Source organism: Rhodococcus sp. B50 (assembly GCF_013602415.1).
GTDB lineage: Bacteria > Actinomycetota > Actinomycetes > Mycobacteriales > Mycobacteriaceae > Rhodococcus.
Genome location: NZ_WPAG02000002.1, coordinates 4180635 through 4196831 on the forward strand (window position 1 = coordinate 4180635; position 16197 = coordinate 4196831).

17 protein-coding genes are annotated in these 16197 nt (G+C 66.8%); 12 read left to right on the top strand and 5 right to left on the bottom strand.

The genetic code is table 11. From position 1 onward, the window contains the following. Positions 1–12 precede the first annotated feature (12 nt). Genes GON09_RS19710 through GON09_RS19720 form a run of 3 tightly spaced genes read left to right on the top strand, consistent with a single transcriptional unit; the run spans position 13 to position 2980 of the window. Positions 13–1224 (top strand): acyl-CoA dehydrogenase family protein, encoded by a 1212-nt coding sequence (locus GON09_RS19710; RefSeq protein WP_213933290.1) that lies wholly within the window; start codon positions 13–15, stop codon positions 1222–1224. Then, a complete protein-coding gene (locus GON09_RS19715) occupies positions 1221–2249 on the top strand; it encodes a phosphotransferase family protein (RefSeq protein ID WP_213933291.1) in 1029 nt (342 codons plus the stop codon). The genes GON09_RS19710 and GON09_RS19715 overlap by 4 nt, the downstream gene beginning before the upstream one ends. Next, the gene (locus tag GON09_RS19720) at positions 2246–2980 is read left to right on the top strand and encodes an SDR family NAD(P)-dependent oxidoreductase (protein ID WP_213933292.1); all 735 of its coding nucleotides are present in this window, start codon (positions 2246–2248) and stop codon (positions 2978–2980) included. Before GON09_RS19715 ends, GON09_RS19720 begins: the two co-directional genes overlap by 4 nt. 4 nt (positions 2981–2984) lie before the next feature. On the opposite strand, the gene GON09_RS19725 is transcribed toward GON09_RS19720, so the two are convergent. Beyond that, positions 2985–4364 carry a cytochrome P450 gene (locus GON09_RS19725; protein WP_213934530.1) on the bottom strand — a complete coding sequence of 460 codons (1380 nt, stop codon included), beginning with the start codon at positions 4362–4364 and terminating at the stop codon, positions 2985–2987. Positions 4365–4457: 93 nt separating this feature from the next. Between GON09_RS19725 and GON09_RS19730 the strand changes: the two genes are divergently transcribed. Beyond that, entirely contained in the window at positions 4458–5078 is a 621-nt protein-coding gene (locus GON09_RS19730) for a TetR/AcrR family transcriptional regulator (protein ID WP_213933293.1), read from the top strand. A 67-nt stretch (positions 5079–5145) separates the two neighbouring features. On the opposite strand, the gene GON09_RS19735 is transcribed toward GON09_RS19730, so the two are convergent. Then, complete coding sequence (locus tag GON09_RS19735; RefSeq protein WP_213933294.1) at positions 5146–5868, bottom strand: ribulose 1,5-bisphosphate carboxylase large subunit; 723 nt, start codon at positions 5866–5868, stop codon at positions 5146–5148. Between the two features lie 108 nt (positions 5869–5976). Between GON09_RS19735 and GON09_RS19740 the strand changes: the two genes are divergently transcribed. The 4 genes from GON09_RS19740 to GON09_RS19755 are packed head-to-tail and all read left to right on the top strand — an operon-like array spanning position 5977 to position 8486. Next, complete coding sequence (locus tag GON09_RS19740) at positions 5977–6507, top strand: methylated-DNA--[protein]-cysteine S-methyltransferase (protein WP_213933295.1); 531 nt, start codon at positions 5977–5979, stop codon at positions 6505–6507. After that, entirely contained in the window at positions 6494–7009 is a 516-nt protein-coding gene (locus GON09_RS19745) for an RNA polymerase sigma factor (protein ID WP_213933296.1), read from the top strand. Before GON09_RS19740 ends, GON09_RS19745 begins: the two co-directional genes overlap by 14 nt. Further along, complete coding sequence (locus GON09_RS19750) at positions 6997–7593, top strand: methylated-DNA--[protein]-cysteine S-methyltransferase (RefSeq protein WP_213933297.1); 597 nt, start codon at positions 6997–6999, stop codon at positions 7591–7593. Before GON09_RS19745 ends, GON09_RS19750 begins: the two co-directional genes overlap by 13 nt. Further along, complete coding sequence (locus tag GON09_RS19755) at positions 7590–8486, top strand: DNA-3-methyladenine glycosylase family protein (RefSeq protein WP_213933298.1); 897 nt, start codon at positions 7590–7592, stop codon at positions 8484–8486. The genes GON09_RS19750 and GON09_RS19755 overlap by 4 nt, the downstream gene beginning before the upstream one ends. On the opposite strand, the gene GON09_RS19760 is transcribed toward GON09_RS19755, so the two are convergent. The 3 genes from GON09_RS19760 to GON09_RS19770 all read right to left on the bottom strand — a co-directional run bounded on the left by GON09_RS19760 (position 8459) and on the right by GON09_RS19770 (position 12432). After that, entirely contained in the window at positions 8459–10042 is a 1584-nt protein-coding gene (locus tag GON09_RS19760) for a bifunctional 3'-5' exonuclease/DNA polymerase (RefSeq protein ID WP_244866814.1), read from the bottom strand. The two genes, GON09_RS19755 and GON09_RS19760, sit on opposite strands and share 28 nt — an antisense overlap. A gap of 114 nt (positions 10043–10156) precedes the next feature. Then, positions 10157–11662, bottom strand: a complete 1506-nt coding sequence (locus GON09_RS19765) for a YhgE/Pip domain-containing protein (RefSeq protein WP_213933300.1) — start codon at positions 11660–11662, stop codon at positions 10157–10159. Between the two features lie 107 nt (positions 11663–11769). Then, on the bottom strand, positions 11770–12432 hold the full coding sequence (locus GON09_RS19770) for an IclR family transcriptional regulator (RefSeq protein WP_213933301.1): 663 nt from the start codon (positions 12430–12432) through the stop codon (positions 11770–11772). A gap of 180 nt (positions 12433–12612) precedes the next feature. Between GON09_RS19770 and GON09_RS19775 the strand changes: the two genes are divergently transcribed. The 4 genes from GON09_RS19775 to GON09_RS19790 are packed head-to-tail and all read left to right on the top strand — an operon-like array spanning position 12613 to position 16167. Next, complete coding sequence (locus tag GON09_RS19775; RefSeq protein ID WP_213933302.1) at positions 12613–13041, top strand: nuclear transport factor 2 family protein; 429 nt, start codon at positions 12613–12615, stop codon at positions 13039–13041. 48 nt (positions 13042–13089) lie between these two features. Beyond that, entirely contained in the window at positions 13090–13920 is an 831-nt protein-coding gene (locus tag GON09_RS19780) for an SDR family NAD(P)-dependent oxidoreductase (protein WP_213933303.1), read from the top strand. Further along, the gene (locus GON09_RS19785; RefSeq protein WP_213933304.1) at positions 13913–14710 is read left to right on the top strand and encodes an SDR family NAD(P)-dependent oxidoreductase; all 798 of its coding nucleotides are present in this window, start codon (positions 13913–13915) and stop codon (positions 14708–14710) included. Before GON09_RS19780 ends, GON09_RS19785 begins: the two co-directional genes overlap by 8 nt. Continuing rightward, the gene (locus GON09_RS19790; protein ID WP_213933305.1) at positions 14707–16167 is read left to right on the top strand and encodes an FAD-dependent oxidoreductase; all 1461 of its coding nucleotides are present in this window, start codon (positions 14707–14709) and stop codon (positions 16165–16167) included. Before GON09_RS19785 ends, GON09_RS19790 begins: the two co-directional genes overlap by 4 nt. Positions 16168–16197 lie beyond the last annotated feature (30 nt).

Genomic DNA, 16197 nt, shown 5'->3' on the forward strand with positions numbered 1-16197 from the left:
AAGGAGCTCAGCATGGCGGTCGACCTGTCCTACTCGGATCACGTCCGGGACCTCATCGCGCGGACCGAGCAGTTCATCCGCGACGAGGTGCTTCCCGTCGAGGACGCCCACGGTGGCGACATCACCGCTGCCGGTGGCGACGCGATCCGGGCGGATCTGCAGAAGGCCGCCAAGGCTGCCGGTGTCTTCGCTCCGCACGCACCCGTCGAATACGGCGGTCACGGCCTGAACATGTCCGACCGCGCTCCGGTCTTCGAGGCGGCCGGCTACTCGCTCTTCGGTCCTACCGCGCTCAACATCGCCGCCCCGGACGAGGGCAACGTGCACATGCTCGCGCACATCGCGAGCGACGAGCAGAAGCAGCAGTTCCTCGCGCCCCTCGCCGCCGGCGACGTGCGCTCGGCCTTCGCGATGACCGAGCCCGCCCCCGGTGCCGGCGCCGATCCCAATGCTCTGAACACGCGTGCCGAGAAGGTCTCCGGTGGCTGGAAGATCAACGGCCGCAAGCACTTCATCACCGGTGCTGACGGAGCAGGCTTCTTCATCATCATGGCCCGCACGTCCGGCGAGCCCGGGCAGCGCGGCGGCGCCACCATGTTCCTCGCCCCCGCCGACACCGCGGGCCTGAAGGTCGGCCGCCACATCAACACCCTCGACCGCTCCATGATCGGTGGTCACTGCGAGGTCGACTTCGAGGACCTGTTCGTCCCCGATTCGGCAGTGCTCGGCGAGGTCGACCAGGGCTTCGCCTACGCGCAGGTGCGCCTCGGACCCGCCCGCATGACGCACGTGATGCGCTGGCTCGGTGCCGCCCGCCGCGGTCACGACACGGCCGTCCGCTACGTCGCCGAGCGTGAGGGATTCGGTTCCCGCCTGGGCGATCTCGGCATGATCCAGAAGATGGTCGCCGACAACGAGATCGACATCGCGGCGACCCGGGCGCTGCTCGTGCAGGCGTGCTGGGAACTCGACCAGGGTTCGCACGCCTCGAACGCCACGTCGATCGCCAAGACCTTTGCCGCCGAAGCCATCTTCCGCATCGTCGACCGGTCCGCTCAGATGTGCGGCGGTCTCGGTGTCTCCGAAGACCTTCCGATCGCACGCCTCACCCGCGAGGTCCGGCCGTTCCGTGTGTACGACGGCCCGTCCGAGGTGCACCGCTGGGCCATCGCCAAGCGTGCCGTCGGTGCCGTCCGCAAGGCAGCCCGTGAGGCCGCGAAATGACCGCGGTACACGAAGGACTCGATCTCGCTGCGCTCGAACGGTTCCTGACCGGCTCCGGCGTCGCCGTCGACGGTGAACTGCGCGCCGAGTTGATCGCGGGCGGCAAGTCCAACCTCACCTACGGCATCCTCGACGACACCTCCCACTGGGTGTTACGTCGTCCGCCCACCGCAGGTCTGACGCCGTCGGCGCACGACGTCGCCCGCGAGTTCCGTATCACCTCGGCACTGAAGAACACCGGTGTGCCGGTCGCGCCCACCGTCGTCCAGTGCGAGGACGATTCGGTGATGGGCGCGCCGTTCACGCTCGTCGGATACGTCGACGGGCGCGTGGTGCGCAGCAAGGCCGACCTCGATGCGCTCGGCGACGACGAGATCGATCGCTGTGTAGGCGAACTCGTGCGCATCCTCGCCGAACTCCACAATGTCGATTTCGAAGCGGTCGGCCTCGGGGGACTGGGTCGGCCCGACGGCTACGTCACCCGTCAGGTGAAGCTGTGGGCGAGCCAGTGGGGTCGCGTCAAGACCCGCGAGCTGCCCGACCTCGAACGGTTGCACGCCGCACTCGCCGAGTCTATTCCGGAATCACCCGCTCCCTCGATCGTCCACGGCGACTACCGCATCGACAACACCATCCTGGATACGAGTGACACGGGACGTGTCGTCGCCGTGGTGGACTGGGAACTGTCCACCCTCGGCGATCCGCTCACCGACCTCGCGATGATGTGCGTCTACCGGCATCCCGCCCTCGACGACGTGCTCGGCTTCCCGGCCGCATGGTCGAGCGATCGCCTGCCCGGAACGGACGATCTGGTGCAGCGCTACGCCACTGCGTCGGGTCGCGACATCGCCAACTGGAACTTCTACATGGGTCTTGCCTACCTCAAGCTCGCCGTCATCGCGGAGGGCATCAACCACCGGTGGCGTGCCGGAGCGACCATCGGCGACGGCTTCGACCGCGCCGGTGAAGCCGTGCCGGACCTGGTGGCAGCAGGACTCGCAGCACTGAAGGGAGCCCATACGTGACCAGCGCGCTCGTGACCGGAGCATCGCGCGGAATCGGCCTCGGCATCGCGACCCGTCTCGCCGAACGTGGCTACGCACTGACGATCAGCGCCCGCGGAGCCGAACGCCTCGAGAGCGTCGCGGATCGCCTCCGGGAAGCCGGTGCCAAGGAGGTGCGCGCGGTCGCTGCCGATCTCGCCGATCCGGAAGCCACCGCTCGCGTCGTGGAGACGCATCGTGAGGCGTTCGGCTCGATGAAGGCGTTGATCCTGAACGCCGGTGTCGGCACAGCAGGCTCGATCGCCGAGTTCCCGGCCCGACGGTTCGACAAGACCGTCGCCGTGAACCTCAATGCCCCCTTCGCATTGATCCAGGCGTCGCTGCCGTTGCTGCGTGCCGAGGCGGAGAACGATCCGGCACGCGGATCGAAGATCGTTGCGCTCTCGTCGATCACGGGTGTCTATGCCGAGGCCGGTCTCGCAGCCTACGGTGCGACCAAGGCCGCACTGATCTCCCTGGTGGAGACGCTCAATGCGGAGGAGTCGGGCAACGGCATCTCGGCGTCGGCGCTGGCACCCGCCTACGTCGACACCGACATGTCCGACTGGATCAAGGACAAGATCCCGGCCGAGTCCATGATCGAGGTGAACGACGTCGTGGAGATCGTCGACGCGCTGCTGAAGCTGTCGTCGCGGGCCGTCGTGCCCAAGCTCGTGCTGAGCCGCGCGGGCGCGGGTCTCTACACCGCCTGACTCTCTACACGGCCTGACGGTCGGGGTCGGTCGACCGCAGTCGCAGGTCGACCGGCTGCCCGTCTGACGGGAACGGTAACGACGTGAAGTCGAGCGGGGCGACGTAGCCGGGGTCGACGTGCCACTCGAAGCGCAGCAGCAGTTGGTGGACGATCGCCTTGACCTCGACCCCGGCGAAGTGCATGCCGAGGCACTTGTGCACGCCCCCACCGAAAGGCTCCCACGCGTACCGGTGGACCTTGTCCTCGCGTCGATGGTCCGCGAAGCGTTCGGGATCGAAACGTTCTGGCTCCGGCCAGTATTCCGCCATGTGGTGCGTGAAGTGCGGTGCCACGGAGGCATACGTGCCGGCCGGCACGAAGTGGCCTCGAACCTCGGTGTCGCGCACGGCTCGTCGTGCGAGGACCGGGACAGGGGAAACCAGTCGGAGGCATTCCTTCATCACCAGATCGAGGCTGGCGAGCGCATCGAGATCGGAATGGCTCGGGATGGCGGTGCCCAGTGCGAGCGACTCGGCCCGGCACCGGTCCTGCCACTGCGGATGCTGCCCGAGATACTGCATCATCGTGGAGATCGTGATGGTCGACGTGTCGTGCGCGGCCATCAGCAGGAAGATCATGTGATCGACGATCTCGTCGTCGCTGAATCGTTGTCCCGCTTCGGATTCGATATGGCACAGGACCGAGAACAGATCGTCGGTCTCCTGCGCTCGTCGCGCCGGTAGGTAGTGCCGGAAGAAGTCCTCGAGAAGGCGGCGTCCGTCGAGTCCCCGCTTCCATCTGGTGCCGGGTACGGGATACCGGATGATCGAGGTCGCCGCCTGCACACAGTCGATGAATGCCTTTTTCACCGCTTCGATCTCGGCCGGCGTGGAGTCCTCGGCGCCGCCCATGAAGATGTCGGTGGCGAGATCGAGGGTGAGTGTCTTCAGTGCCGTGTATGCCCTGAATCCGTCGGCAGGAACCCACCTGTCGAGCATTTCGGTGATCGCCGGGTTCATGACCTCGACGGTCTTCTCGAGTCGTGATCGGGTGAACGCCTGTTGCATGATCCGGCGGTGGCGCAGGTGCTCCTCCGAGTCGAGGAGCATGAGGCCATCGTGAAAGAACGGGCCGATCAGCACCGACCAGCCGTCGCCGTTGGCGAATGCTCGGTCCTTGTTCTGCAGCACCTCCTGGCACGCGTCGGGACCGAGCACCGAGATCCACCGCTGACCGGCCGCCGAGAACCAGGAGATCTCGCCGTAGCGGTCCCAGTGCTTCTGCATCATCGCGAGGGGATCGCGGATGTACTCGAGCACGTGCCCGATGCCGGGCAGCCCCGATCGCCCCGGGATCGGGCGCAGCTGTGACTGGGCGGGGGGAGCGGCCAGGATCTTCGTCACGACGACCTCCACTTCTGCGTACATCTGACAGGGCGTCCTGTCAGATTGTGGTGTAGTCTGCGTCACAACAATGCGGTCTGTCAAGATCGGTCCATGACTTCCCCCACGCCCCGCCGCTATGCCGGTCTGAGCGGTGAGCAACGTGTCGCGTTGCGGCGTGAAGCACTGCTCGAGGCAGGTCTGGAACTGTTCGCGGCCTCGGGGAAGAGCGGTGCCACCATGACCGCGATCTGTGCCCACGCCAAGTTGACGGAGCGGTACTTCTACGAGAGCTTCGCCAGCAGGGACGATCTGTTGCAGAAGGTTCTCGACAAGATCGCAGACGAGGTGCGCGAAGCCGTGCTTGCTTCTCTTCGGACGGGTACGGGGACACTCGAACAACTCGTGCGGAACGCCATCGCGTCGTTCGTCGAGATCCTCACCGACGATCCACGCAAAGGTCGTGTCGCGCTGATCGAGTCCGCCGGCTTCGAACCACTGCGCACCCACAGACGGGCGTCGCTACGAAGTTTCGCCCAGATGGTCGCCGACGAAGCGACCCGCATGTACGGCGACCGGGCGTGGCCGCCGGAGCGGGGAGAGATCAGCGGATTATTGTTCGTCGGCGGCCTGGCAGAACTGGTCACCGCGTGGTTGAACGACGAGATCGCCATCGCGCCCGAGGACATCGTCGAAGCCGCGACCCACCAGTTCCTCTCCACCGCCCACCGGTAGAGCCGACCGCGGTGCGGTCAGTCGTCCCCGACCGCGGTGCGGTCAGTCGTCCCCGACCGCGGTGCGGTCAGTCGTCCCCGTTGGTCTCCTTCTCCTCCCCGCGCCGTCGGAGGAAATTGAAACCGGGGACACCGACGATGGCCTGGCGGACGTCCTTCGCGACGAGAAGCAGTTCGTGGATCTCGGGTGAGACGGTGTCGAGTGTGGCCATGATCGGCAGAACGGCATCCACCCGCTCGGTGATCTCGGGGAGCCGGTCGATGAGCCTGATCGCGGCGTGCAGTTCCACCGACGAGAACTCCTCGACGAACTGGGTGGCCAGCGGCGCTGCCCGATCGGCGAGAGGGCGGTAGGTCTCGAGCAGTTCCGCGGCGGCATCGGAGCTGCGACCTGCGGATTCGACGACGACTCGCGCATCCGATGCCACTGCCGTCGCGTCGCGTACGACCCCGCCCGTGGAGTCGATGATCTCCGTTGCGCGCGTGACTGCGTCGGCGGCCTCCTCCACCACGCCGATGGTCGAAGCGATCACCTGCGTCGCCTGTGCGACGGCCACCGACACTCCCTCGACGATGTCGGTGGCATCGGTGACCACGCTGTCGATGCGGCGGATCAGCGACTCGACGGAGTCGATGAGTGATTCGGCGTCGTCGAGCAGGCTTTCCACCCGCGCCGGGATCGAGAGCGCGAATTCGGCGGTCTCGCGTGTGCGTCCGAGCACGGTCCGGGTGACATCGACGATGGAACCGGCAACCGAGAGTCCGAGCGCGGGCACAGGCAGCGAGATCATGTCGTCATAGTGCAGTACGACCGATCATCGTGATCACGGACCTCACATTTTCGGCATCCCGTCCGTCTACCCGGTACAGAGCACACACCGGATGGAAGGATCGAAGCCGTGACCGCATTGCGCACCCACACCGTGATCGACTCACCGATCGGCGAGCTGACATTGGTGAACACAGACGGCGTCCTGAGCGGCGTGTACATGGCCGAGCATCGCCCCGCGCCCGATCGCACCGGTTTCGGCGAGCAGACGACCGACGGTTTCGACGAGGCGATCACCCAGTTCGCGGAGTACTTCGCGGGTCGTCGTACTCGGTTCACCGTCCCGACAGCTCCCGTCGGAACCCCTTTCCAGCGCGAGGTGTGGGAGTCGCTGAAGATGATCGAGTACGGCACCACACGCACCTACTCGGAGATCGCACTCGCCCTCGGCCGGCCTACCGCGGTACGGGCGGTGGCCGCGGCCAATGCCCGCAACCCCCTCTGCATCATCGTCCCGTGCCATCGCGTCATCGGCAGCGGCGGCAAGCTCACGGGATATGCCGGCGGCATCGAGCGCAAACGCTTCCTGCTCGACCAGGAGGCGCAGATGCTGCGCTCCGGCGATGCCGGTGTCCCTGCCGATACCCATGTCCCTGCCTGATCACACACCGCGGACGAGCCTCCCACCCTTCGAGGAGGTGGTCACCCGCCACGGCGCGACGGTCCTCCGGGTCTGCCGTGCACTGCTCGGAACTGTCGACGCCGACGACGCCTGGTCCGAGACCTTCCTCGCGGCATTGCGCGCGTATCCCGAACTTCCGCCGGGCAGCAATGTCGAAGCGTGGCTCGTGACCATCGCGCACCGGAAGGCCGTCGACATCCACCGCGTGCGCGGGCGCACCCCGGTACCCATCGAGACACTGCCCGAACCCACGTCGACGACGGGGAATCCCGGTGAGGGCGACGACGAGCTGTGGACCGCGGTCGCAGAGCTTCCCTTCACACAACGGGCGGCGTTGGTCTACCACTACGTCGGGGGCTTGCCCTACGCCGAGATCGGCACGATCCTCGGCAACAGTCCGGCTGCGGCGCGTCGCGCGGCAGCCGACGGGCGGGCGGCGTTGCGTCGTCGGATCGAATACGGAACAGGATGTCGCTCATGAACTTTCCACAGCCCTCGGTCGGATCGGCCGACCTCGCATGGTTGCGGGAGAAGCTCGTACTCGACGCCGAGGCGGCCGGACTGCTCGATGTCGCGTTCCGCGTCGTCGACACCCCCGTCGGCCCGCTCCTGCTGGCCACTACCACCGTCGGACTCGTGCGGGTCGCCTATGTCGCCGACGGATCCGACGCCGTGCTCGACGAACTCTCTCGCCGGATCAGTCCGCGCGTCCTCGACGCACCGCGGCGACTCGACCTCGTGGTCCGGCAACTCGACGAATACTTCGCCGGTACGAGGACACATTTCGACCTCCCGCTCGACCTGCGCCTCGCCGACGGATTCCGCCGCGAGGTGATCACGCGACTACCCGACATCGAATACGGGCGCACGGCGAGCTACGCCGAGATCGCGGCCGCCGCCGGCAGCCCTCGGGCAGTGCGGGCGGTCGGTACGGCGTGCGCGAAGAACCCGCTGCCCGTGGTGGTGCCGTGTCATCGGGTGGTGCGCAGCGACGGCAGCATGGGGCAGTACGTCGGGGGAGTCGAAGCGAAGAAAACGCTGTTGCAACTCGAATCGGTGGCATGACCACGACCTTTCGCATCCCGGTGGCGGAACCCGTTGCGGTGGGGCCGATGCTGTCGTCGCTGCGAAGTCACACCGTCCCCGGCTATGAACACCACGACACCGCGACCGGCACCCACCGCCGCGCGATCCGCACGAACGGCGGTGCCGCACACGTCACCGTCCGCCTCGGAGATTTGGCGACATCCGCGCTCGAGAAGGGCGGGGGTGTGCGGCATCTCGAGATTTTCGTCGAGACGGCAGGTCGCGCGGACGCCGCCGACGTCGGAGACATGATACGGACGTGGCTCGATCTAGCGGCCGACCCGTGCGTCGTGGATTCGGCGTTCGCGTCCGATCCCGTGCTCGGGCCTCTCGTGCGAACCCACCCCGGTCTGCGCGTGGTCGGTACCACCGACTGGTTCGCCACCGCCGTGACGACGGTGCTCGGGCAGCAGGTGAGTGTCGCTGCGGCATGCACATTCGCAGGGCGTCTCGTCGCGGCATTCGGCGACGACGCACCGGGCGGGCTGCGGTGCTTTCCTGCGCCGCACCGACTCGCCGAAGTCGAGGAGAACGAACTGCGTGCTGTCATCGGCACGACGCGATCTCGTGCCCGCACCGTCTCCGAGCTGGCCCGAGCCGTGGCCGACGGATTGGGTCCGGAACACCCGTCGTTTGCGGAGGATCTTCTCGCGCTCCCCGGTATCGGTCCGTGGACCGTCGACTATCTGGCTCTGCGACTCGGCGACCGCGATGCCTATCCGTCCGGCGATCTCGTTCTCCGACGCGCTCTGCAGGTGACGAGCGCGCGCGACGCCGCTGAGCGGGCCGAGCAGTGGAGGCCGTGGCGAGCCTACGCCGTCACCCATCTGTGGACACACGCCACCTACTCGCCGCCGGAATCCTCGGCATAAGCGGCGCGCACCGCGGTGTCCATCGGGAAACGAACCTGCGTGTCGCCGAACATCAGTCGCGTGGCCACCTCGACGGAGGCCGTGATGTGCGACGACGCGAGTTCCGGATTGCCGGTGTGCACCACGACTTCGTCGTGCTGGAAGAACACGAGATCGCCGGCGGTCGGATCGGGATCGGTGGTCAGTCGCCGACGTAGTTCGGCGAGCACGCACAGCGCCCACTCGGCTGCGGTGGCCTGCACGACGAAGTTCCGTGTGAAGCGCCCGCGCGCGTGCGCATCGCCGTGCGAATGGAATCCCTCCGGGGCGGGTGGGCACGCCCGCCCCAGCCACGAATGCACCACCTCGCCACGCTCGCCCGCGCGCGCCGCACGCTCGACGAAGTCGACGGCGGTCGGAAAACTGCGACGCAGCACCGCAAGCAGGGCACGCGCGTCGCCGGACGTGGCTCCGTACAACACGCCGAGCACCGCGACCTTCGCCTTCGCGCGGTCGCCACCGAAGGACGCCGCTGCGACGGGGGCGTACAGATCGTCCGACCCGGCGGCCGCCACCATACGCCGGTCACCCGACATTGCCGCCAGGATGCGGGGTTCGAGCTGGCCGGCGTCGGCGACGACGAACGACCGGCCGGGATCGGCGACCACGCTCGACCGCAACGCCTTGGGGATCTGCAGAGCGCCACCGCCTCGACTCGCCCACCGACCCGAGACGACGGCGCCCGGAACGTACACCGGGCGGAACCGGTCGTCGCGTACCCAGGTGTCGAGCCAATGCCAGCCGTTCGTGCTGTACAACTTCGACAGCTCGCGGTGCCGCAGCAGCAGCGGCACCACGGGATGGTCGATCCGCTGCAACACGTGCTTGCGGGTCGACTCGACCGTGATGCCCTCGCGACGGAACGCCTCGAGCACCTCGCTGTGCGATGCGGGATTCACGGCGCGGCCGAAGACAGCGCTGATCTCCTCGACGACTTCGGCGATGCGGCTCGGCAGGTCGTAACCGGTCGGGCGGGGCCCGAGTGTGTCCTCGAGCAAACGACGATGCGCCTGCGCCGAGAACGGCAACCCGTCGAAACCCATTTCGGCCGCTGCGAGCGTGCCGGCCGATTCGGCGGCGGTGAGCAGTTCCAGGCGGGCATCGCCGGTGATGCGCCGACGCTGATGTGCGAATTGTTCGACGACCGCGTCGACGTCGATTGCGGGTGCGGCATCGAAGAGACCGGGCCGCTCGTCGACCGACTCCTCCGCGGCAGGCGGTGGCAGGCCCTCCCGCACGGCGAGGATGGCGCCGGTGGTGGCGAGGTCGTGGCATCGCTGCACTCGAACGCCCGCGCGGAGGAGCTCGGGATAGACGGTTGCCGTCGAGGTCCATACCCAGCGCGGTCGCGATTCGGCTTCGATCGTTGCGACTGCAGCTGCACATTCGGGATACTCACGTATCGGTCCGAGTGGCGCACCCGATGCGTCGACCTCGACGATGCTTGCACCGCGACGGCCCCGGCCGTCCGCAGGATGAGTAACGACGACCGTGCGCACCCATACAGTGTGCTCCATCACGGCGACAGCTTTCGACGCGCTGTAGCCCCACGATTCACCCTTGAATTCACCCGTACCGAGGGCGATCCCCGAGAGAACCGGCACTACCGTGATAGAGGAGGGGCTCCGCCGCTACCCCCGACGCGCGGCGGGGTCCCCCATTTCGTTCGCGGGCCCGTTGTTGTCGCTCGAACGCTCGCCGCCGGAAGATTCGCCCGGGTCGTCACGATCGTCGTCCTCACGATCATCGACGGTGTGGTCCGAATGAACCGTATCGCCCACGAGCACCGAATCCTGATCGTGCTGTCGGGACGGCCGCCAGGGCAGTCTCACCGGTGCGTCCGGTGCCCGATGGAATCCGATGCGGTCGTAGATCCACGTCACGACGGCGCCGACGACCAGTCCGAACACGAGTCCGACGATCGTCATGGTCACACCGTGGCCGAGCCCGGCGTCGGCGCGTCCGTCGAAGTAGAGGATGGCGCGCACCGCGAGATAGATCTGGTGCATCGGCTCGAAGGTCGACAGCCACTCGAACAGTCGTGGCGTGGCCTCGATCGGGATCGTTCCACCGGACGAAGGAAGTCCGAGCACGATGAACACGATCAGGTTCACCAACAGGCCCGCCGCGCCGAAGATCGACATCACCGCGAGTGACGTGATGCCCACCGCCGAGATCGCGAGGGCCCCGTACTCCCACAACAACAGCGCGCGTGGCGCCGGCATACCGAGGCCGGTGGCGATCCACACGTACAACGCCGAGACGATCAGCGACATGACCACCGTGATGCCCCACTTGAGTGCCAGCACCTGCAGGCGCGACATCCGGGTGGTCTCCCTCGCGATGTAGAGGGGGCCGTATTCAGTGGGTACGAAGCCGAGCTTGGTGTCGACGACCGCGTTGATGATCGTGGCACCGGTGAAGCCGGCCAGGATCAGCAGCAGGGTGTAGAAGAAGGCGGACAGACCCGCGCCCGTCCCACCCGGCAGCGGCTTGTGCTCGACGGTGAGCGCATCGATCGGTTGAGCCAGCGTCAGGCTGCCGGCTCCGGAGAGCTGCAGGTCGGGAGCAGTGTCGGCGAGTGTGGCGGTGACGGTCTCGGTCAGCTGTTCACCCACCGAATCGTTCACCTGGGTCAGTGCGCGGTCGCCGATCGTCGTGACGATGCCCGTCGCGAACGCCCCTGTGCGGGGGTTCGTGTACAGGGTGATGATCGGTTTCTCGATGTCGCCGGGAACCACCGAGGCCTGCGCGAGGATCGAGATGCGTTTGGTGAAGTCGCTCGGGATGACGATCGCCCCGTACAGGCTGCCGTCGTCGAGCCCGCGGTTGGCGGCCGAGATCCCCATCCGTTGCAGGTCGATCTCCTCGGGATCGATGCCGTCGAGGATGCCCTCGGTGATCTGGTCGCCGAAGTTCTGTCGCTCGTCCGATCCGGGCAGCACATCGCCGACGTCCTGATTGACGATGGCCATCGGGAACTGTCTCAGGTTCTCGCTCGGATCGAGGAGTGCGCCGAGGTAGAAATACGCCAAGGCACTCATCACTGCCGCGACGACAGCGAAGGGCGCGAGCCAGAAGCGTGGACTGCGCAGGGTGCTGTGGTGCGGGTCGATGGACGACTGGGTTGAACTCACCTGTCGATTGTGCACACAGGCGTGTGCTGTCGGAGGTCTCGAGTGCTCGAGTACACGCGGCGCCGGGCTGCGTGATCTGGCACTCTGCGGTCCTCACCCGCCATCGATCACCGGAGCAACTCGCCGAGGGTCGACGCTGCAGAGACCACGGCCGCCGCGAGGCGCGCTTCATCCGTGGCATCGAAGACCGAGACGCCTATCGCCGCCTGGGTGCCCCCGGGACGGCTCGGTACCGCTGCCGAGATTCCGATGGTGGTGGATACGACCTCGCCGGCGGAGACCGCATAGCCCGTCTGTCGCGCCCGGGTCACTTCCGGGCGCTCGTCGGGACGCGGAGGCATGGATCCGAGGATCGCCAGACCGGCGGAGCCCCGGTCCAGCGGATGGACCTGGCCCGGACGGAAGGCGATGTGAACATCGGATCGCCGGGGTTCGATCACCATCATCGCGCGCACCGTGGTGTCGGACTCGCGGACCACGAGGTGGGCCGTGGCCTCGACGCTGTCGGCGAGTTCCTCGAGGATCGGTCGCGCGAGGGTTCGCAGGTCCTGCTCGACGGATTCGGCGAGTGTCACCAGGCCGGTGCCCAGTGAGATGCGCTTGTGGTCGTCGCGGCGGCACAGCCGGTGTGCCTCGAGAGTCCGGACGAGTCGGTGGGCGACCGTGCGGTGTACGTCGAGGTTCTCGGCGATCTCGCTGACCGATAGGCCATGTGGGTTCCGCGCGAGCAGTTCCAGGATTTCGAGACCGTTGTGGAGCGTCTTGGACATGCCCGCGTCCGGCTCGATCCGCGGCAGATTCAAATCCTCTGTTTGCGCAGGTACATCCCGCATTTGTGTCATGACCCCCGTTACCTCTCTTGACGTCTGTGAACTGTAACACCTAGCATTTCCGTTAATCGCACATGCTGTGCGATTACCGCACACAATCACGGATGGTTTTCGTACGACATGACACGGACCGAATACGTGGACGCGGCGGTTCTCGCTCATATCCACCAGCTCTACGGGCGACAGAGCCACCTCATCGACGAGGGCTCTGCGCGCGAGTGGGCCGAAACGTTCACCGCCGACGGCGAGTTCTGCTCGCCCAGTTACCCCGCCCCCGTGGCAGGTACCGCCGAGCTCGTGGCCTTCGCCGAGCGCTTCCACGTCGGCGCGCAGGCAGCAGGTGAAGTGCACCGGCACGTCGTCACCAACCTCGCGGCCTACCGCGTCGACGACGACACCCTCCGTGTACGCGCCTACCTGCAGATCACGGCCACCGTTCGTGGGGGCGAATCTCGGCTCGTCCGGTTCACCACCATCGACGACAGCCTCGTGCGCACCGGCGGTGAATGGCGCATAGCCCGCCGCATCGTCTCCCGCGACGACAGTTGACCGTCGCACCTCTTTCCACTTCGTTTCACATTCTCGGAGGAATCACCCATGACCGTTGACGCCCAGAACCCGGGCCGTACCGTCACCACCCAGATCGTCGCCCTCTACCCGGAGATGGCAGGCAAGGTTGCCGTCGTCACCGGCGCGGCGCGCGGTATGGGTGCCCAGTTCGCGCGCGGTCTGGCCACGCGCGGCGTGCACGTGGTCGGCGGTGATATCAACGACGTGCAGATGAAGGAGGCCGCGGAGCAGATCAACACCGATCTCACCGTGGAGGCTCTCGTCGAGACGCCCGGCACGGTGATCGGAGCACGTGTCGACGTGACCGATCCGGCCGACCACGAGGCGCTCGCGCAGGTCGCACTGCAGGAGTTCGGCCACATCGACTTCTGGATCAACAACGCCGGCATCTTCCCGTTCGCCCTCGCCGAGGAGATCTCGAAGGAGCAGATCGCGACGACTCTGGACGTCAATGTCGAAGGCGTGCTCTTCGGTTCGCAGGCCGCGGCACGGCACATGGAGCCCGGTAGCGCGATCGTGAACATGTCGTCGGTCTCGGCGCTGCGCGTGCGCAAGGGCCGCGGTGCCTACTGCGCCTCCAAGGCTGCCGTCGCCCATCTGACCGAATCGTTGGCAGTCGAATTCGGCGACAAGGGAATCCGCGTCAATTCGATCGCGCCGGGATACATCGACACCGAGATGACCCGGTGGGTCCAGGAGGACCCGGCCGCCCTGAAGCACGCGCTCGACGTCGTCCCGCTGCACCGGCTCGGTGCCCCCGAAGAGGTCTTCGGACCGTTGCTGTTCCTGCTCTCCGACAGCGCCCGCTACGTCACCGGACACTCGATTGCCGTCGACGGTGGATCACGTCATGTCTGACCGCGTCGTCGAATCGGTGTCGTACCCCTCGGTCGTACTCGTCACGGGTGCGGCCGGGGGGATGGGCGCCAACCACGCACGGGTGCTCGCTGCACGGGGAACGCATGTGTGCCTTGCGGATATCCACGACCCGTCCGAGGTCGTCGAACAGATCGAGACTGCAGGCGGTTCCGCGTCGGCGCACACGCTCGACGTGTCCGACGCCGCGGAATGGGGCAGGGTCGTCGACGAGATCCGCACCCGGCACGGTGAGCTCGGCGGACTCGTCAACAACGCCGGGATCTCCCGACGCCTCGAATTCATGGACACCCCGGACGACGTCTGGGAGAAGACCATGCGGATCAACCTCTTCGGCCCCTTCTACGGAATGAAGGCGGTAGCTCCGCTCATGCGCGACAGCGGCGGCGGGTCGATCGTCAACATCTCGTCGATCTCGGGCCAGATCGGCTACTTCTCCCCGGCCTATTCGTCGAGCAAGTGGGGCCTGCGGGGTCTGTCCAAATCGGCGGCAGGGAATTTCGCGAGCTGGGGTATCCGCGTCAATTCGGTCCATCCCGGCCTCGTGGGCACGGCCCTGCTCGGCGGCGCCGACGCATTCGTCGGTGCCGCGTTGAACAGCGTGCCGGCCGGCCGGATGGCCACCGTCGACGAGATCACCGACGCTGTGCTTTTCCTGCTGTCGGACCGTTCGAGCTATATGACCGGCAGCGAAGTGACCGTCGACGGCGGTATGACGTCCAACGGCCTCTATCACCGCATCATCGCGGAGACAGGAGATCAACTCTCATGAACGACGACATCATCGACGTCGTGGTGATCGGTGGTGGCGGTGCCGGTCTCGCGGCCGCAGTGTCTGCTGCCGAATCCGGTGCGAGCGTCCTGCTGTTCGAATCCGAGAGCGAACTGGGCGGGTCGACCCAGCTGTCCGCGGGATTGTTCACCGCGGCAGGGACGAGTGTGCAGCGCGGCCTCGGCGTCGAGGACTCCGCCGAGAAGTTCTTCCAGCATTACATGGATCTGAACCATTGGGTCCTCACACCCGGACTGGTCCGTGCGTTCTGCGAGAACGCGGGCCCGACACTCGAATGGCTGATCGGCCTCGGCGTGGAGATCCCCGCCCGGGAATCGTCGAACGCGCACATGCCCGGTCTGTGCCAGGCCGGTGTCGAAGACGTCTGGCGCGGGCACGTGCCGAAGGATCAGGGCTACGGACTCGTGCAGACACTCGACCGTGCGCGTCGCGCACAGGGTGTGGAAGCCGTGCTCGGCACCCGGGTCCAGAGGCTGCTCGTCGAGGGCGGACGTGTGGTCGGTGTCGTCGCCGACGACATCGAGGTCCGTGCCCATGCCGTCGTGGTTGCGTCCGGTGGCTTCGCGCAGAACCGCGACCTGCTCGAGCAGTACTATCCGTATCCGCTCGGAGCAGGCGAGTCGCTGTTCGTCGTTGCCGCGCCGGGTAGTCGCGGCGACCACTTCCGCTTCGGCGAGCAGGTCGATTCGGCGATCGCCGGCACGGACTGGGGGCTGACCATGCCCACCGCCTACTTCCAGCGCTACCACCACTGGCAGGCCGGTTTCCCGCCCAAGTCGAGGGTGTATGTGAACAAGTCCGGCCGACGGTTCATGGACGAGGACGCGTCGTATGCGGTCTCCGGCGGTCTCATGGATCGTCAGGACGGGCCTGTATGGGCGATTTTCGACGAGAAGGCACGCACAGGGCTGCCGTCCGGCTACACCGACTGGGATGCCGACCGCATCACCGAGGAAGCCGATGCCGGTCGTACCCTGCGCGCCGACAGCCTCGCCGAACTCGCCGATCTCATCGGCGTACCGGTCGATGCTCTGATCGCCACGATCGATCGCTGGAACACCCAGCTGCCCCACGGGACCGATCCTGACTTCCTGCGCCATCGCACCCTCGTCAACAAGGGATCCGCCTCGAACCCCGACCCCATCGCGCAAGGACCGTTCTACGCGGCACGTATGCTGCCCGCCGAACTGGTCTGCACCCACGCCGGACTCGAGATCAACCCGAACGCGGAAGTCCTCGACACCCTCGGGAACGTCGTACCCGGGCTGTATGCGGCCGGAGAAGCGGGCGCCGGCATCCTCGGTCTCCGCTATGTGGGCGGCGGCAATGCCGTCGCCAACGCGTTGACCATGGGCCGCATCGCCGGCCTCAATGCGGCACGGTCGGCTGAATCCGGCGTCGCTCCACGCACCGCACTCGGTGCTGCCGGCGTGTGACGCCACCTCCCCTTACATTCGAAAAGGACA